The sequence below is a fragment of the Nonomuraea thailandensis genome (assembly GCF_024172165.1).
GTDB lineage: Bacteria > Actinomycetota > Actinomycetes > Streptosporangiales > Streptosporangiaceae > Nonomuraea > Nonomuraea thailandensis.
Window position 1 is genome coordinate 6,012,565 of record NZ_JAMZEB010000002.1, and the last position, 16,811, is coordinate 6,029,375.

Annotated in this window: 20 protein-coding genes and 1 tRNA gene; 16 read left to right on the plus strand and 5 right to left on the minus strand. The window is 72.5% G+C overall.

The window, feature by feature from the left end; all coding sequences use genetic code 11:
• Nucleotides 1-47 precede the first annotated feature (47 nt).
• The 5 genes from HD597_RS31055 to HD597_RS31075 are packed head-to-tail and all read left to right on the plus strand — an operon-like array spanning nt 48 to nt 3,996.
• Entirely contained in the window at nt 48-689 is a 642-nt protein-coding gene (locus HD597_RS31055) for a class II aldolase/adducin family protein (protein ID WP_253746594.1), read from the plus strand.
• A complete protein-coding gene (locus HD597_RS31060) occupies nt 686-1,576 on the plus strand; it encodes a VOC family protein (RefSeq protein ID WP_253746595.1) in 891 nt (296 codons plus the stop codon). Before HD597_RS31055 ends, HD597_RS31060 begins: the two co-directional genes overlap by 4 nt.
• Nucleotides 1,577-1,579: 3 nt before the next feature.
• The gene (locus HD597_RS31065) at nt 1,580-2,362 is read left to right on the plus strand and encodes a 2-keto-4-pentenoate hydratase (protein ID WP_253746599.1); all 783 of its coding nucleotides are present in this window, start codon (nt 1,580-1,582) and stop codon (nt 2,360-2,362) included.
• Between the two features lies 1 nt (nt 2,363).
• On the plus strand, nt 2,364-2,564 hold the full coding sequence (locus HD597_RS31070; protein ID WP_148438837.1) for a tautomerase family protein: 201 nt from the start codon (nt 2,364-2,366) through the stop codon (nt 2,562-2,564).
• A 1-nt stretch (nt 2,565) separates the two neighbouring features.
• Nucleotides 2,566-3,996: an aldehyde dehydrogenase gene (locus HD597_RS31075; protein ID WP_253746601.1), complete on the plus strand. Its 1,431-nt coding sequence runs from the start codon at nt 2,566-2,568 to the stop codon at nt 3,994-3,996.
• A gap of 47 nt (nt 3,997-4,043) precedes the next feature.
• Here HD597_RS31075 and HD597_RS31080 read toward each other — a convergent pair whose 3' ends face one another.
• Nucleotides 4,044-4,673: a CGNR zinc finger domain-containing protein gene (locus HD597_RS31080; protein ID WP_253746602.1), complete on the minus strand. Its 630-nt coding sequence runs from the start codon at nt 4,671-4,673 to the stop codon at nt 4,044-4,046.
• A 128-nt stretch (nt 4,674-4,801) separates the two neighbouring features.
• On the opposite strand from HD597_RS31080, the gene HD597_RS31085 reads away from it, so the two are divergent.
• A complete protein-coding gene (locus HD597_RS31085; protein ID WP_253746603.1) occupies nt 4,802-5,254 on the plus strand; it encodes a VOC family protein in 453 nt (150 codons plus the stop codon).
• 61 nt (nt 5,255-5,315) lie between these two features.
• Nucleotides 5,316-6,200, plus strand: coding sequence for a pyridoxamine 5'-phosphate oxidase family protein (locus HD597_RS31090; protein ID WP_253746604.1), 885 nt, complete (start codon nt 5,316-5,318; stop codon nt 6,198-6,200).
• Between the two features lie 457 nt (nt 6,201-6,657).
• Here the strand turns inward: HD597_RS31090 and HD597_RS31095 are convergent.
• Nucleotides 6,658-6,734, minus strand: a tRNA-Pro gene (locus HD597_RS31095).
• Nucleotides 6,735-6,791: 57 nt separating this feature from the next.
• On the opposite strand from HD597_RS31095, the gene HD597_RS31100 reads away from it, so the two are divergent.
• The 4 genes from HD597_RS31100 (at nt 6,792) to HD597_RS31115 (ending at nt 8,868) form a co-directional block, all read left to right on the plus strand.
• Nucleotides 6,792-7,256: a helix-turn-helix domain-containing protein gene (locus HD597_RS31100; protein WP_253746607.1), complete on the plus strand. Its 465-nt coding sequence runs from the start codon at nt 6,792-6,794 to the stop codon at nt 7,254-7,256.
• 68 nt (nt 7,257-7,324) lie between these two features.
• Nucleotides 7,325-7,876 carry a hypothetical protein gene (locus HD597_RS31105; RefSeq protein ID WP_253746609.1) on the plus strand — a complete coding sequence of 184 codons (552 nt, stop codon included), beginning with the start codon at nt 7,325-7,327 and terminating at the stop codon, nt 7,874-7,876.
• 5 nt (nt 7,877-7,881) lie between these two features.
• Nucleotides 7,882-8,661 carry a hypothetical protein gene (locus tag HD597_RS31110; RefSeq protein ID WP_253746611.1) on the plus strand — a complete coding sequence of 260 codons (780 nt, stop codon included), beginning with the start codon at nt 7,882-7,884 and terminating at the stop codon, nt 8,659-8,661.
• A gap of 6 nt (nt 8,662-8,667) precedes the next feature.
• A complete protein-coding gene (locus tag HD597_RS31115) occupies nt 8,668-8,868 on the plus strand; it encodes a hypothetical protein (protein WP_225274243.1) in 201 nt (66 codons plus the stop codon).
• Nucleotides 8,869-8,926: 58 nt separating this feature from the next.
• Here the strand turns inward: HD597_RS31115 and HD597_RS31120 are convergent, their stop codons facing one another.
• Together HD597_RS31120 and HD597_RS31125 are read right to left on the minus strand one after the other, a co-directional pair.
• A complete protein-coding gene (locus HD597_RS31120; RefSeq protein WP_253746613.1) occupies nt 8,927-9,343 on the minus strand; it encodes an ATP-binding protein in 417 nt (138 codons plus the stop codon).
• Between the two features lie 16 nt (nt 9,344-9,359).
• Complete coding sequence (locus tag HD597_RS31125; RefSeq protein WP_253746614.1) at nt 9,360-10,130, minus strand: SigB/SigF/SigG family RNA polymerase sigma factor; 771 nt, start codon at nt 10,128-10,130, stop codon at nt 9,360-9,362.
• A 178-nt stretch (nt 10,131-10,308) separates the two neighbouring features.
• On the opposite strand from HD597_RS31125, the gene HD597_RS31130 reads away from it, so the two are divergent.
• A complete protein-coding gene (locus HD597_RS31130; RefSeq protein WP_253746615.1) occupies nt 10,309-10,665 on the plus strand; it encodes an STAS domain-containing protein in 357 nt (118 codons plus the stop codon).
• A 27-nt stretch (nt 10,666-10,692) separates the two neighbouring features.
• Here HD597_RS31130 and HD597_RS31135 read toward each other — a convergent pair whose 3' ends face one another.
• The gene (locus tag HD597_RS31135) at nt 10,693-11,412 is read right to left on the minus strand and encodes a GAF and ANTAR domain-containing protein (RefSeq protein WP_253746616.1); all 720 of its coding nucleotides are present in this window, start codon (nt 11,410-11,412) and stop codon (nt 10,693-10,695) included.
• Between the two features lie 58 nt (nt 11,413-11,470).
• Here HD597_RS31135 and HD597_RS31140 point away from each other — a divergent pair, with 58 nt between their 5' ends.
• From HD597_RS31140 to HD597_RS31155, 4 genes are all read left to right on the plus strand, one after another.
• Nucleotides 11,471-13,303, plus strand: a complete 1,833-nt coding sequence (locus tag HD597_RS31140) for a SpoIIE family protein phosphatase (protein WP_253746618.1) — start codon at nt 11,471-11,473, stop codon at nt 13,301-13,303.
• Nucleotides 13,304-13,460: 157 nt separating this feature from the next.
• Nucleotides 13,461-14,513 carry a glycosyltransferase gene (locus HD597_RS31145; RefSeq protein WP_253746621.1) on the plus strand — a complete coding sequence of 351 codons (1,053 nt, stop codon included), beginning with the start codon at nt 13,461-13,463 and terminating at the stop codon, nt 14,511-14,513.
• An 85-nt stretch (nt 14,514-14,598) separates the two neighbouring features.
• Nucleotides 14,599-16,041: an AAA family ATPase gene (locus tag HD597_RS31150; RefSeq protein ID WP_253746623.1), complete on the plus strand. Its 1,443-nt coding sequence runs from the start codon at nt 14,599-14,601 to the stop codon at nt 16,039-16,041.
• A gap of 22 nt (nt 16,042-16,063) precedes the next feature.
• The gene (locus HD597_RS31155) at nt 16,064-16,780 is read left to right on the plus strand and encodes a glycoside hydrolase family 16 protein (RefSeq protein WP_253746625.1); all 717 of its coding nucleotides are present in this window, start codon (nt 16,064-16,066) and stop codon (nt 16,778-16,780) included.
• The last annotated feature ends 31 nt before the right edge of the window (nt 16,781-16,811 follow it).

The window sequence follows — 16,811 nt, forward strand, 5'->3', positions numbered from 1 at the left end:
ATCGAGATACATGTATGGTCCTGCCTGATCAACGAGGGAGGTCCTGGGTGAACACAGAGCTGGCGGACGCGGGGCGGGTGCTCGCGGCGGCCGGGCTGGTCACCGCGTTCGGGCACGTGTCGGCGCGGCTGCCGGGCGGCCGGTTGCTCATGACGCCGCCGGTGCCGCTGGGCACGCTCGGCCCCGGCTCTCCGTACGCGGAGATCCCGATCGACGCCGATGACCTGCCCGGAGGCGCGCCACGCGAGGCGTGGATCCACGTCGAGATCGCCGCGGCGCGGCCCGGCGCGGGCGCGATCTGCCGGGCGCAGCCGCCCACCGCCACCGCGCTGGCCTCGGCAGGGGTGCCGATCCTGCCGCTGCACGGGCAGGGCGCGTTCCTCGGCCCGCAGGTGCCCGTCCTCGACGACGCCGTGCTGGTACGCGACCGCGCCCGCGGCAGGGCGCTGGCCGAGCGCCTGGGCGACGCCCCGGCCCTCGTCATGCGGGGCAACGGCGCGGTGACCGTCGGCGCGAGCGTCGGCGAGGCCGTGGCCCTGATGTGGGTGCTGGAGGCCAGCGCCCGCATGAACGCCACCGCCGCCGCGGGCACCCCCGTTCCCCTCACGCCCGCCGAGCAGGACGCGTGGCGGGCCGTGCGATCCGAACTGTCCGACCGCATCTGGTCCCATCTCCGGGAGTCGTCATGATCGAGTTAACCGACATCGCCTACGTCCGCTCCGGCGCCGCCGACCTGGACACCGCCGTGCGCTTCGCCGTGGACGTCGTCGGCATGGAGCTGACCGCCCAGGAGGACGGCGTCGCCTACCTGCGCGCCGACCAGCGCCACCACTGCCTGGCCCTGGTCGGGGGCGAGTCCGGGGTGATCAGCTCCGGCTTCCTGGTCCGCGACGAGGACGCGCTGGCCGCCGCCGAGACCGAGCTGGAGAAGGCCGGCATCGCCGTCGCCCGGGGCGACGCCAAGGCCGCCCGCTCCCGCCGCGTCCGCGACTTCATCGCCTTCGACGACCCCTTCGGCAACCGCGTCGACCTGGCGATCGACCAGGTCACCCTGACCGCGCCCGTGCACGGCGGCCGCGCGGCCGGCATCACCGAGTTCGGCCACCTGTGCCTGGACGCCCCCGACGTGCGCGAGGCGTACCGCTTCTGGAACGGCCACTTCAACGCCCGCGTCTCCGACTGGATCGGCGACTGGGCGTGCCTCATGCGCATCGACCCGGTCCACCACAAGCTGGCCGTCTTCCAGGGGAGTCAGCCGGGCCTGTGCCACATCAACTTCCAGGTCGGCTCGCTGGACGACGTCATGCGCAACTGGCACTTCCTGGAGGCCAACGGCGTCGAGATCGAGATGGGCCCCGGCCGCCACCCGCAGTCCACGGCCGTCTTCGTCTACTTCAAGGGCCCCGAGGGCATCACGTACGAGTACTCCTGGGGCGTGCGGCTCATCACCGACGAGGACGCCTGGCGGCCCCGCTACTTCGACCCGGCCGAGCCCGGCTCCATCGACATGTGGCAGGGCCCGACCCGCCGCGTGCACACCCAGCCCCAGATCCGCCGGCCACTAGGGCAGAGCTGAAACATGACCGACTGGACCATCGAGCGCACCGCCGAGGTACTGCTGCAGGCGGAGCGCACCCGCGCGGACCGCGGCCCCATCACCGACGAGTGGCCCGGCCTGGACCTGGCCACCGCCTACCGCGCCCAGGACGTGCTGCTGGAGCGCAGGAAGGCCGCCGGCGAGACGGTCGTCGGGGTGAAGCTGGGCCTCACCTCGCGGGCCAAGCAGCTCAGGATGGGCATCGACGCGCCGCTGACCGCGTGGCTGACCGATGCCATGGTGCTTCCCGCCGGCACGCCCGTCCAGGTGGACGAGCTGATCCATCCGCGGGTCGAGCCCGAGATCGTCTTCGTGCTCAAGGACCGCCTGGCCGGCCCCGGCGTCACGGCGGCCTCGGCGATGGCGGCGGTGGGCGCGGTGCACGGCGGGTTCGAAGTGATCGACTCCCGCTACCGCGACTTCAGGTTCACGCTGCCGGACGTGGTCGCCGACAACGCCTCGTCCGCCCTCTTCGGCATCGGCCCGGTGGGCCTGGCGCCCGGCGGGCTGGACCTGTCCCTGCTGGGCTGCGTGCTGGAGGTGGACGGCCAGGTCGTGGACACCGCGACCGGCGCCGCCGTCCAGGGCCATCCCGGCCAGGCGCTGGCCCTGGCGGCGAACTCGCTGGCCGAGCGCGGGCTGGCCCTGGAGGCCGGGTGGATCGTGCTGACGGGCGGGATGACGGACGCGGTGCCGCTGCGGCGCGGCTCGTCGGTGACCGTACGCTTCGCCGGCCTCGGCGGCCTGACCGTGGCGGGGGTGTGACGTGCCGCTGGTCGAGGTGACGCTGTCGGAGGGGCGCGAGCCGGCCGCGATCCGGGCGCTCATCCACGAGGTGCACGCCGCCGTGGAGCGCTCGCTCGGCGCGCCCGCGCAGAGCATCCGGGTGATCGTACGCGAGGTGCCGCGCACCCACTGGGCGGCAGGCGACGAGACGCTCGCCGAACGAGACTCCCGAGGAGGCTGACATGGAATTCTTCGGACACGTGATCGACGGCGCGGAGGTGAAGTCCGCGAGCGGCGAGACGTTCGCCGACGTCGACCCCTACACCCGCGAGCCCTGGGCGGAGGTGGCGCTCGGCGGCGCCGCCGAGGTGGATTTGGCCGTCACCGCGGCCCGGCGGGCCTTCGACGAGGGCCCCTGGCCGCGCATGACCCGCGCCGAACGCGGCCGGCTGCTGCACCGCCTGGCCGACCTCATCATCGCCGGCACGGACACGCTGGCCCTGGCCGACACCCGCGACATGGGCAAGCCGATCTCCCAGAGCCGCGGCAAGGACGTGCCCCGCTCCGCCGACAACTTCCGCTTCTTCGCCGACCACGCCCGCCTGACGCCCGCCGAGGCCCTGCCCATGGACTCCGGCCACCACGCCTACACCCGCTACGACCCCGTGGGCGTGGCCGCCGCCATCGCGCCGTGGAACTTCCCGCTCATGCTGGAGACCTGGAAGATCGCGCCCGCGCTGGCGTGGGGCAACACGGTCGTGCTCAAGCCCGCCGAGGACACCCCCGCCTCCGCCACGATCCTGGCGCGCCTGGCGCTGGAGGCGGGCCTGCCGCCCGGCGTGCTGAACGTCGTGCACGGCTACGGCCCGGGCTCCGCCGGCCAGGCGCTCACCGAGCACCCCGGCATCGACCGCATCACCTTCACCGGCGAGTCCGCCACGGGGCGGGCCATCTCGGCCGCCGCCGCCGGGCACCTGGTGCCGGTCAGCCTGGAGCTCGGCGGCAAGGGCGCCAACGCCGTCTTCGCCGACGCCGACCTGGACAACGCGGTGAGCTGGTCACTTCGCGCGATCTTCACCAACGCCGGCCAGGTCTGCCTGGCGGGTTCCCGCCTGTACGTGCAGCGGCCGGTCTTCGAGGAGTTCCTGGCCCGCTTCACGGCCGGCGCCGAGGCCATGCGCCTGGGCGACCCGAAGGAGGAGAGCACCGAGATCGGCCCGCTGGCCTCCGAGACCCACTACCGCAAGGTCCGCGGCTACGTCGAGACCGTCGCCGACGAGGGCGGGACGGTGCACTCGGGCGGGCTCGGCGACGGCTGGTTCGTCCGCCCCACGGTCGTCACCGGCATGCCCGCCACCGGCCGCCACCAGCGGGAGGAGATCTTCGGGCCGGTGGTCACGGTCACCCCGTTCGACACCGAGGACGAGGTCGTGGCGCTCATGAACGGCACCCGCTACGGCCTCAACGCCATGCTGTTCACCGAGAACCTGTCACGCGCCCACCGGGTCTCGGCCCGCCTGCGCGCCGGCACGGTCTGGGTGAACTGCTTCTTCGTCCGCGACCTGCGCGCCCCCTTCGGCGGCGTCGGCGACTCGGGCGTCGGCCGCGAGGGCGGCACCTTCAGCCGCGAGTTCTTCACCGAGCCCAAGGCCGTCGTCATGCAGATCAGCTGACGACCCCCACCGGCACGGCGCCCGCGTTTCCTGCGCGCGGGCGCCGTTCAGCTTTCCGTTTCCCCCGCCGCGGTCTCGTCCCGGGGCCCCTGCCGCACCTTGGCGTAGTGGCGGGCGGCCCGCGCGCGGTTGCCGCAGCCGGGTGAGCACCACTCGCGCCGCGGGCTGTCGCGCACGAAGTGCAGCACGCAGCCGGGGCCGTGGCAGGCGCGCAGCTCGCCGCGCAGCGGCCCGGCGAACAGGCCGACGGCCTCCTCGGCCAGCCACCCGAGCGCGGCGGCGACAGGCCGGCCGGCGGTGCGCACCACCACGCGCGGCTCGGGGGTCGTGCGCAGCTCGCGCCACCGCGGGGCCCGGCCCGCGTGCCGGTTCAGGGTCTCGACCTCTCCCGGGTCAGGTTCGCGGCCGGCCACGGCCGCGGCGGCGAGCGAGCGGATGACGTCCCTGAGCTCCCTGGCGGCGTGCAGGTCGTCGTCGGTCACGCCGTCCAGATCGGCGTCCGTGAGCGTGACCGCCAGGCGCGGGCGCATGTCACGCAGCCACGCCGCCAGGTGCTCGGCGCTCTGCAGCCCCTCCTTGGGACGGCCTCTGGCCGCGTACGAGGTGTTGCCGAGCTCGATCGGCGCCGGTTCGCCCAGGAGCGGGGCGCCGCCGCCCGCAAGGTGTGCCACATCCACCGTTCTAACGCTACCTCTGAGTTGACACCGCTAGAAACGACTGCCAGCATTCTAATGGCGAGCCGTAATTACTTCCATTAGAAACGGCGCTGCCGGCCTGTCCATTCCCGCCCAGCTTGGAGTTCCGCATGAGCACACCGGCCCTGCAGACCGGGCACGTCGCCCTGAACGTGACCGACCTGGCACGTTCCACCGCCTTCTACGGCACGGTCTTCGGCTTCGACGTCATGGCCGAGCGGACCGACGGCGAGCGCAGTTTCGCCTTCCTCGGCCGCGACGGCGCCCTGCTGGTCACGTTGTGGCAGCAGAGCGACGGCACGTTCGCCGCCGACCGCCCCGGCCTGCACCACCTGTCGTTCCAGGTGCCCGACCTCGAGGCGGTGCGCCGCGCCGAGACCGTTCTGCGGGGCCTCGGGGTGGAGTTCGCCTACGACGGGATCGTGCCGCACGGGGAGGGCGCGGCCTCCGGCGGCGTCTTCTTCTCCGACCCGGACGGCATCCGCCTGGAGATCTACGCGCCCACCGGCGCCGATCTCGCACCGGCGCCCGTCCAGGGCTCTCCCACCTGCGGCTTCTTCTAACCCGGCCGCTCGCGCCCGGGCCGCACGCCGCGGCCCGGGCCGGCAACCGAAGGGATCACCCATGCTTCACCGAGGCGAACGCGCGGTACAGCTCCGCGCCGGCGTGACGGCCGGCCACCGGGGATCGGCCGCCGTGGGGGCGGCCGTCCCCCCGGTGGCCGCGGAGTTCCTCAGCCGGCAACGCCTGGTGGTGATCGCGGCCGCCGACGGGACCGGCGCCCCGTGGGCCGGCGCGCTCACCGGCCCGCCCGGGTTCATCACCGCGCCCGGCGACCGCACCGTCGTCGCCGACGGGCTGCCCGGCGCGGGCGATCCGCTCGCCGGCGCGTTCGACACCGGACGGGACATCGGCATCCTCGCGATCGAGCCGTCCACCCGCAGGCGCATGCGGGTCAACGGCCGTGCCCGCCGCGAGGGCGCCCGGCTCGTGGTGCACACCGAGCAGGTGTACGCCAACTGCCCGAAGTACATCCAGACCCGCACCTACGCCGACGCCGCGCCCGCGCGGAGCGGGACCGCACGCGTCACCGGCGAGCTGACCGCCGATCAGCGGCGGTGGATCGCCGGGGCCGACACGTTCTTCGTCGCCACCCGGGTGGCGGGGCTGGGTGCCGACGCCTCGCACCGGGGCGGCAACCCCGGATTCGTCACGGTGTCCGGCGCCCGCCGGCTGACCTGGCCCGACTACCGCGGCAACTCGATGTACATGACGCTGGGCAACCTGGAGCTCGAACCGCGCTGCGGCCTGCTCTTCCTGGACTGGGAGAGCGGGCACACGCTGCACCTGACCGGCCGCGCCCGGGTCGACTGGGACCCGGGCCGGGCCGCCGCCGTGCCGGGCGCGCAACGCCTGATCGACTTCGACGTCGAACGGGTCGTCCAGATCACCGGCGGCCTCCCCCAGCGCTGGTCCTTCGGCGCCTACTCGCGCCACAACCCCGCCTGACCCGTCCCGCCTGCGTCAGGGCCGCTGTGTGCGGCCCTCAGCGGGCGCCTGGCCGCCCGAGCCACCGCTCGTGCAACTCCAGCAGGATGCGGACGGCCTCGTCCGGATGGACGTAGCCGGCCGCGTACTCGCCTTCGAGGCGCCGCTCCCAGACCGCGGCGGCCTCCTGGACGTCAGCCGGGGAAACGGGTCACGGCCCGTGACTGTGAAGCCCGCCGCTGTCGGCGCCTCGACGACGCTCCCGACCCCGCTGGTGGCATGGACCAGGACTCTCGTCGGCCCGGTCGTGCTTCTGCTCCAGCACGATGCCGAGCGCCGCCTCCAGCGCCCGCGCCGCGCTCCGGACCGGCCGGCCGGAGGTGAAGGTCGGACTCTGCCGTGACCAGTCCACGAAGCGTTCCTCATACGCGAAAGGGTGCCACCCCGATGAGTGACACCCTGATCGACCAGCGAACCCTGGTCGGGACGACAGGATTTGAACCTGCGACCCCTTGACCCCCAGTCAAGTGCGCTACCAAGCTGCGCTACGTCCCGGCTGTGTCGGCCGCCCCCGTGGGGGGCGAGACGTCATAACCTTAGCGCACATCGGACGTGCACGCGTACACGGAGAGCGGGAGCGGAGGCGGCCAGGTGGGGCGCAAGCCGACCATTGATCGCGAGGAGCTGACCCGGCGGGTGGCCGAGGGGATGAGCGTGCAGGAGCTGGCCGCTCACTTCGGCGTCAGCGAGTCGGGGGTGCTGCAGGCCAAGCGGGCCGCCGGGCTGGCCAGGCCGATGCTGGACCACAGCGCCGCGCTCCCGTGGAAGCTGGCCCGCGCGCACGCGCAGTCCGGGCCGGCCACGAACCTGCGCAACCTGTCGGCCGCGGCCCAGGGCAAGCCGCCCGCGGCGGAGCGGCTGAACACGGCGCTGCGCTGGGCGCAGCGGCTCGTCGACGCCGGGCTCGACGTGCGCTACGACGCCGCCACGGGCTTCACCGAGGCACCCGCCGCCCCACAGGGCTCGCATGTCGCGTCCGTGCTGTCCGCGGCCAGGAAGGCACTTGACGCTCGCTGAGAAAGGCGTTTCGACCTGCCGTTCGAGGGCAGTCGCTGGTCTCGACACAGAGACCGGAGGCGAACATCATGACCACCTGGGCTTGGGTGGCCGTCGTCGTGGTCGCGGTGGTGGCGCTCGCCGCAGTCGGATACTTCGTGCTGCAGCAACAGAAGCGCCGCGCCCATCTCCGCGAACGCTTCGGCCCGGAGTACGAACGCATAGTCGCCGAGCACGACAACAACCGCCGCGAGGCGGAGCAGGAGCTGCTCGGCCGCGAGCAGCGCCATGCGGAGCTCGACATCCGCCCCCTGACGCAGGAGTCCCGCGACACCTACGCCAATCGGTGGACCGAGGTGCAGGAACGTTTCGTGGACGCACCCGGGTTCGCGGTGACCGAGGCCGACCAGCTGGTCACCGCGGTCATGGCGGAGCGGGGCTACCCCACGGAGGACTTCGAGCAGCGGGTGTCCGACCTGTCGGTGGGGCACGCCGCGACGATCGACCACTACCGGACGGCTCACGAGATCAGCGGGCGCGCGGCCAGGAAGGAGGCCTCCACCGAGGACCTCCGGCAGGCCATGGTGCACTACCGCGCGCTGTTCGAGGAGCTGCTGCAGGAGACCACCCGAGGACGGTGAACGATATGAGCAGCGACGAGCTGAAGGTTCCGTCGCAGCAGCAGCGCAACGATGTGCAGGACAACGACTACGACCACGACAACGATCACGACAGGGACAGGGACAGGGACAGGGACGCGCTGAGGGACGACCCCGTCGACGGCGACGAGCTCGCCCGCAGCGAGGCCAGGACCGAGAACCTTGCCCGGCACGACGACGAGGAGGAGGAGGAAGGGACGGGCCGCGGCCCGCGCGACGGCGACGAGCACGCGACAGTCGTCCCTGACGCCGCCGTCCCCGGCACCGCCGTCCCCGGCGCCCCCGTTCCCGTCGCCCCCGCTCCCGGCGCCTCCGGCCCCGACGACGAGGCCTCCTACCGGGACCCGTACGCCAGGACCGACGGCGACATGCTGGCCGAGCCCGACCCTGCCCACGTCACCCCCGGCTCCCACGCCGCCCCCGACGACATCGTGCTGTTCGACCAGGACCCCACCGAGGTGCAGGCCCGCTGGCGCGACCTGCAGTCCTCCTTCGTGGACGACCCCGGCCAGGCCGTGCAGCGGGCGGACGGGCTGGTCAACGAGGTGGTGGAGTCCCTCACCAGCACCCTGTCCAACCGGACGAACGCCCTGCGGGACCGCTGGAAGGAGACCGGGAGCACCGCCGACACGGAGCAGCTCCGCCTGGCCCTGCGCGACTACAGGACGGTCCTGGAGCGCCTGCTGGCGCTGTCCAGCAAGTCACCGGCGCAGCCGGCGCAGACGACCTCGCAGCCCGATCCGTTCCAGAGTCAGGGAATGAGGTGACATGACATGCTCGCGGTCATCGCAGCGATCATCTTCGGGCTGGGCTTCCTGCTCGACCTGGTAGGCGCGTCGATTCCCGGCGGGTTCTCCGGCATGACGTTCGTCCTGCTGGGGCTGACCCTGCTGGCCCTGCACCAGGCAGGCGTCGGCACGGCCAGCATCCGCACGGGTTACAGCAACTGGCGCGGCGGCAGGGCCCGCCGATAGACGAGTCACACGAGATCGCCGGGCGGCCGTGCCGCCCGGCGATCCACGTTCTGGAGGGTCAGCCGCCCTTGCCGGGGAACCTCATGATCACCGTGCTGCCGCCGCTGCCGACGCGCAGGGTCAGGTCCGAGGAGAGCAGGCGCGCGACCCACAGCCCCATGCCGCCCACGGCGCCCGGCAGGGGGCCCGGCTTCCAGGCGCCCTCGTCGTGCACCTCGACGATCAGATCCCCGCTGATCACCCAGGTGCGCATGCGGGCGTCGGCGGCGCCGTGGGTGACGGCGTTGGTCGCCACCTCGTTGACGGCGATGACGAAGTCGCCGATGACCTCTTCCGGCATGCCGACGGCCCGGGCTTCGTCCTCGGCGAACTGGCGGACCTCCGGCAGATCCGGCAGCCGGAACGGCAGCGACTTCACGGGCGCGCCGGGTGGCGGGCTCGTGTAGCCCGACTGAGGCTCGACGTCCTCGTTCACCCGGCGACCGCCCTCGTCAGCCGACCAGCTCGGTGCGAAGCTGGTCGAGAACTTTGCGGAGAATGCGCGAAACATGCATCTGGGAGATTCCGAACTCGGCCGCGATCTCGGCCTGGGTCATGTTGCCGAAGAAGCGCAGCAGCAGGATGTGCTTCTCGCGGGAGGGCAGCGCGTCGATGAGCGGTTTGACGGCTTCCCTGTCGACCATGTTGCTCAGCGTGTCGTCGTCCTCGGGGATGACGTCGCCGAGCGAGGCGGCGTCGTCGTCGGTGCCCAGGGGCGCGTCGAGCGACAGGGTGCTGTACGCGGCGGAGGCGTCGAGCGTGAGCAGAACGTCCTCCTCGCTGATGTTCATCTTGGCGGCCAGCTCGGCCACGGTCGGCGACCGGCCGAGGTCCTGGCTGAGGTCGGCCACGAGCCGGTTGAGCTCGGAGCGCCGCTCCTGGTAGAGCCGGGGCACCCGGATGGCCCAGGTGCGGTCGCGGAAGTGGCGCTTGACCTCGCCGGTCATCGTCACGACCGCGTACCCGCGAAACGCGTGCCCGAGGGTCGGGTCGAAGCCGTTGACGGCCTTCATCAGGCCAACATACGCGGCCTGGAGGAGATCTTCCAAAGGTTCGCCGCGGTAGCGGTAGCGCCGGGCGATCTCCATGGCGAGCGGCCGGTGCATCTCGACGATGCGCTCGCGCAGGCGTTCCCTGTGGCTGTCGGGCGTCTCTTCCCTGACCATCTCGGCCAGGAGTTCTTCCGCGGTCATCTCCTCGAGGACGTATTCCTGCACAGCCATCGCTGCTCCTCATATGGGTCGCAGGGCGGCCTTCCACGCATGGAAAAAAGCCCATGCAGAGGCACGCCTCGCTCTACTCTCGAGACCGAAGCCCTCTGCTGGACTTCGGCTCCAGTATCCCCCATGCGGCGGGAAGTATTCCCCGATCGCGTGGTGACAGTAGGGTTGCTCCGTGACAATGCCGGAGAACGGCGAGGAGCCAGTGGCGGCCCTCAGCCTGACGTCGTCGACCGTGGACGAGATCACCGTGGTCAGGGTCGATGGCGTGCTCGACGCCACGACACGGGCCCAGTTCGCCGACTATCTCGCGATGGCGGGCTCGGACCTGATCCTGGATCTGGCCGGGGTGACGTTCATGGATTCGCGCGCCCTCGGGCTGATCGTCCACCATTGGCAGACGAGCCTGGCGGCGGGCGCCAAGTTCGCCCTGATCGGGGTCGAATACTCCAAGTCCAAGGTGATGTGGATCACCGGCCTGGCTCAGCGCCTGCCGCTCTACGACACGCTGGAGGATGCGCTGTCCGCCATCAAGTGACCGGCCGGCGAGCGACCGGCCGGCCCGTCAGCGCCGCGCCGATTTGCGCTGGTGCTCGTCGACCAGGAGCCTGGCCAGGTCGGCCACCTTGACCTGGTGGTGCTGGGAGATCCTGCGCAGTTCCTCGAAGGCGGCCTCGGCGGTGCAGCCGCTGGTCTGCATGATGATGCCCTTGGCCTGGTCGATCACCGAGCGGCCGGCCAGGGCCTCCTGGAGCTGCGCGTGGTCGGTGCGCACCTCCTCGAACTCCCAGATGTTCGCCATCGCCACGCCGACCTGCTCGGTCAGCATGTCGGCGAGCGAGCCCGCGCCCTGCGGGGAGAAGGCGCCGGGCCGTACGGAGTACAGGCCCACGACGAGCAGGTCGGGCGGCGCCTCGATGGGGACGACGAGCACCGAGCGCACGCCCCAGCGGGTGGCCAGCGCGTCGTAGCGGGGCCAGCGGGTCTCCTTGAGCACGTCGGTGACCGTGGCACGGCCGCCGCTCTGCCGCGCCTCGATGGAGGGGCCTTCCCCGAGCTCGCGCTCGCCCTCGACGAGCATGATGAGCTCGCTGTGGGAGCCCGAGACGGTGACCCGGTGGTCGCGCCAGTGCTCGGCGGAGGCGCCTGAGCAGTTGGGGACGCCGGTGGCCAGCGCTGTGGTCAGGCCGCGCAGTACGCTTTCTGTTGAGGTGTCCTCCCCCAGCCGGCCCAGTGCGGCGAGGTCTCGGGCGAGTCCAGGGGTGATCATCGCGGTCGATTCCATAGCAACAAGCTTCTACCCCTTATGGCTAGCATTATCCCGAGTGGCGTAGCGTCAGACCATGACCATGCCGGACCTCGAACACGCGCTTGACGCGCTGAGCGGGCGCGTCACCTCGTTGCGTGAGGCGAGGGCCGCCTACCCCGCCGACCTGGCGCCCACGCTGGACGCCGCGCTCGCCGAGCTCGACACCGCCGCCGAGCTGCTGGCCGAGGCCCGCGAGGAGCTGCGCAAGGCTCCCAAGCGGGCCGGCGGCCGCAAGGACGGCGGTCAGCGGGAGCTGAAGCTGCTGCGCCAGGTCCTGCGGGCCTTCCCCGTGCCCGTCATCGTGCTCGACGGTGGCGGCGTGGTGCGGCGGATCAACCCCGAGACCTCCCGCGTGCTGGGCAGCCCCGACGGCTACCTGGTGGGGCGCTCGTTCCCGCTGCTGGTGGACGTGTCGCGGCGGGCGGCGTTCCGCTCGCACCTGACGTCGGTGCTGCAGACCGGGCAGCCGGCGGCGTTCGAGACGCGGCTGGCGCACCAGGGGCGCACGCACACCGTCCAGCTCGCGCTGACCAGGCTGACGATGCCGGGCGAGCCGCAGCAGATGGTGGCGGCGGTGGCGCTGCCGACCGAGGTGCAGCTCCCCGAGCCGGGCGCGCGCCGGCCCGAGCAGAGCGACGGCGCGCTGCTGGTGGCCGCGGCCCGGCGGCAGGACCTGCTGACGCGCATGGGCAGGCTGCTGCTTGACGAGGAGGCGCTGCTGCGCCCCGTCGCGCTGCAGCGGGCCTCGCGGCTGCTGGCGGCGGAGTGGGCCGACTGGGTGATCGCCGACGTGGTCCGCGACGGGGCGCTGCGCCGCTCGGTCGTCATGGCGCCCAAGAACCACCCGCTGGGCGAGCTCGTCCGGCAGGTCGAGTCCGCCGACCCGTCGGCCGGCCAGCTCGTGCTGCAGGTGCTGGAGCGCGGCTCCGGCATGGTGCTGGAGATGGTCGACGACGACACGCTGCTCGGCTTCTGCGCCGACGGGCCGCTGCTGACCACCATGGGCGCCGGCTCGGTGCTGTGCGTGCCGCTGGGCCGCGCGGACGGGGTGCTGACGCTCGTACGGGCGCACGACAGGCCGCCGTTCGCGCTGGCGGACCTGGCCGTGCTGCAGGAGGTGGGGTTGCAGATCGGGCTGGCCGTACGCGCCCAGAGCAGCTTCCAGAGCCGCTCGCGGGCCGCCGACGCCCTGTCGGCCAGCGTCGCCCCGCGCAACCTGCCCGACGTGCCCGGCTACGAGGCCGCGGCCGTCTACCACCCCGGCTCGTCGGTGGGCGCCGAGTTCTACGACGTGTTCCCCGTCTCGGGCGGCTGGGGCTTCGCGCTGGGCGGGGCCGCGGGCAAGGGCGAGGAGGCGGCCTCGGTCAGCGCCATGGTGCGCGGCGGGCTGCGCGTGCTGAGCGTCTGGGAGACCGATCCCGACCTGGTGATGCGCAAGGTCAACCAGGCCCTGGTGAGGCAGGGCACGGGCATGTTCGTGATGGCCGTGGCCGGGTTCGTGAAGGGGCGGGAGATCCGGCTGTCGTCGGCCGGGCACCATCCGGCCGTGACGCTGCAGCCCGACGGCGGCGTGCGCTTCGCGGCGGGCGGCGGCGTGCCGCTGGGCATCTCGCCCGAGGCGGAGACCGGGGTGCAGACGCTGACGATCGCCCCCGGCGAGACGCTGCTGCTGTACTCGGAGGGGCTGATCTCCTCCAGGAACGAGCACGGCGAGCCGTACGGGGAGGAGCGGCTGGCCGACGTGCTCAGCCGGTGCGCCGGCCAGGCGCCGTCCACCGTGGTCAAGGCGGTGGAGGCGGACCGGCACACGTTCTCCGGCGGCCAGGTTTGGGACGAGATCGTGGTCTTCGCGCTGCGAGGTGTCTGATCTGCGGGGGTTTGCGATCGACGAAAATCTGGGTATGGTCGGAGAAGTAGAACGACGTGCCTAAGACGCAGGCACACCTTTAAGGCTTTCCACGCTGAGGTGTGCCATGAATATCGCGATCGTCGCTTCCGCAAACGGTAACCAGCGCCACCGGATCATGTCCGTAGCACGTGAGCTGGGGCGCGAGCATCACGTCACCATCTACTCCCGCCGTGACAACACCGATGGCAAGCCCAAGACGCGGGTGGCCCCGGGTGTCACGCTGGAGCACATCGACGTGGGCCCGGCCAAGGAGCTCACGAGTGACGACGTGGTGCCCTACCTCAACGAGGTCGGCAACCAGTTGATGAAGCGGTGGAGCCAGGATCGTCCCGACGTGATCCACGCGCACTCGTGGACCGGCGGGCTGGTGGCGGTGGCCGGCGCCAAGGGGCTCGGCGTACCCGTCACGCAGACGTTCCACACGGTCGACACCACCCACATGGAGCTGGAGCGGGCACTCGGCCGCCGGGCCAACGCGGTCATCGCGGGCTCGGGCGACGAGGAGTCGGCACTGATCAGGCTGGGCGTGCCGCGCGGCAACATCGCCGTGGTGCCGTACGGCGTGGACACCGAGCGCTTCCAGCGGCGGGGCGCGGTCGCCACGCGCGGCAGCCGCAAGCGCCTCGTGCACGTGGGCCCCCTGTCCATCGAACGCGGCGCGCACACCATCGTGCGGGCGCTGCCGGGGCTCGGCGACGTCGAGCTCGTCATCGCGGGCGGGCCCGAGCCGGAGGACCTCGACCAGGACCGTGACGCGCGCCGCCTGCGCGCGCTGGCGGAGCAGCTCGGCGTGTCCGACCGGGTGACGCTGCTCGGCCAGGTGAAGCGGGCCGCCGTGCCGAAGCTGATGCGCAGCGCGGACGCCGTGGTGTCGGTGCCGCGCGAGGCCGTGACGGGCATCGTGGCGCTGGAGGCGATGGCCTGCGGCGTGCCGGTGATCGCCTCGGCCGTGGGCGCGCACCTCGACTCCATCATCGACGGCGTCACCGGCCTGCTGGTGCCGCCGGACCGGCCCGCCCGCACCGCGCGGCTGGCCCGCGAGCTACTCTACGACCCCACCCTGCGCACCGCGCTGGGCTACGCGGGCGCCGACCGGGCCCGCTCGCGTTACTCGTGGGAGCGGGTGAGCCAGGAGCTCGTACGCGTCTACGAGGCGGCCTGCGCCTGACCCCTTCGGCACTCACTCCGGCAGGTGGCGGTGGCCACCTGCCGGAGCCGTTTCCAGACCGTCCCCCGTGTGGGATCGTGCGCGCATGGACCTCCAAGACGCGCAGGCGCTGGCCCGTGCCATCCAGAAGCTCTTCAACGACGCCCACAAGGTCATCGACGACTCGCAGCCGGTCTCCGAGCTGGCGGCCAGGGTGACGGAGCACCTGTCCTGCGCGCTCAGGGACCTGGTGTGCGTCACGCAGTCCTTCCAGAACTGGGAGCACGCCAGCCTCCAGCGCGGCGTGGACGCGTACCTGGAGACCAGGGGGGAGCCCGCCTGGTACGGCGTGTCGGGGCAGGGCCGGTCGCACAGCGACACCATCGACATCCTGACCATGTCCAGGCGCGGCTTCGAGCACTTCGAGATCGGCGCCGTCGACTACGCCACCACCGCGACCGGCCCGGACCAGACGATCGACGTCGTGACGTTCGGCCTGGTCGAGACGTTCGCGCCGGACGGCGCGCCCATCCTGATCGGCATGCGCGGGCCGGCCGAGATGTTCCGCAGGGAGGGCTGCCGGGTCGAGGTGATCGCCGCGTCGCGGGCGAGCGCCACGGCCGCGCGGGAGGAGATCGAGCGGCTGATGCGCCGGCACGACGTGATGCGCGGCCAGATCCTCACGTTCGGCGTCTCGGAGCACCGGGGCAACAGCCTGGTGACGTTCCTGCCGCGCCCGGCGCTCGGCCCTGACGAGGTGATCCTGCCCGAGGGCGTCCTGGAGACGGTGGAGCGGCACGTGGCGGGCATCGGCCGGCACGCGCGGGCGCTGCTGGCCCGTGGCCGGCACCTCAAGCGCGGCCTGCTGCTGCACGGCCCGCCCGGCACCGGCAAGACCCACACGGTGCGCTACCTGATGGGCCGCATGCCGGGCGTGACGGTGGTGGTCATGGCCGGCACGGCCCTGCGCGCCGTCTCCGACGCCGCGGCCCTGGCCAGGCGCCTGCAGCCGGCCATCGTGGTGGTCGAGGACGTCGACCTGATCGCGCACGAGCGCCGCTTCTCGGAGGAGGGCAGCCCGCTGCTGTTCACGCTGTTCGACGCGATGGACGGCATCGGCGCCGACGCCGACGTCACGTTCGTGCTCACCACGAACCGCGCCGACCTCCTGGAGGAGGCCCTCGCCGGCCGCCCCGGCCGGGTGGACCTGGCCGTGGAGGTGCCCAGGCCCGACCCGGTCCGCCGGGCCGCGCTGCTGCGCCTGTACGGCGCCGGCCACCTGGCCGAGCCGGACCTGGAGCGGCTGGTGACCAGGACCGAGGGCATGACCGCGTCGTTCTTCAAGGAGCTGCTGCGCCGCGCGGTGCTGGAGTCGCTGCGCGAGGACCCCGCCCCGGACCGGCCCGGCATGGCCCACCTGACCGTCGCGCTGGAGGAGATGCTGCACGGCCACGAGGCCCTCACCCGCTCGCTGCTCGGCGCCCCGCGGCCCGCTCCCCGCCCCGTGCCCAGAGTGACGGATGGGACAGAAGGGTTGTTATCCGAGTGAGATCTTTGCTTCGATGGACCGCATGCCTACACGCAGCCCGATCGTGGCGGCGGTGGCGCTCGCCGGCGTCGCCGTCCTCCCCCAGACCGCGCACGCGCAGCCCTCTTCGGGTTGGGGCCGCCCCGTCCTGGTGGAGAACTTCAACGGCTCCGCCATCGACACGAACCGCTGGATGATCTACCACTCCCCTCAGGCCACGCGTAACCCGCGCACGGGCAGGGCCGCCTCGGTCTCCGGCGGCGTGCTGCGGCTCAAGGGCGGCCTGTACGGCGGCAAGGACCTGTCGGGCGGCGTGGCGACCAGGCTCGCCCAGGAGTACGGCCGGTGGGAGGTCAGGTTCAAGGCGGAGGCAGGGGCCGGGTACACGCCGGTGGCGCTGCTCTGGCCGGCCTCCCAGGACGAGGCGTACGCCGAGGTCAACTTCGCCGAGATCGTCGACCCCGGGCGGCAGGGCGGCGGGATCTTCGTGCACAGCGGGCAGGGCCGCGCCAGGAAGGTGCTGCGGGGCGACTTCACGCGCTGGCACACGGTGGCGGTGGACTGGCTGCCGGGGCGGCTGACGTTCTGGGTGGACGGGAGGAAGGTCTGGGACTATCGGGGGGCGCACGTGCCGGAGGGGCGGCGGATGGGGCTCGCGCTGCAGAACGACGTGGTGTGCGAGCCGCGCTGCCGCGACTCCTCCACGCCTGACACCGTCTCGATGTACGTGGACTGGGTGAAGGTCTACAAGGCTCGTTGAGGCAGGACGCCCGGCATCGCGGCGTCCTCCC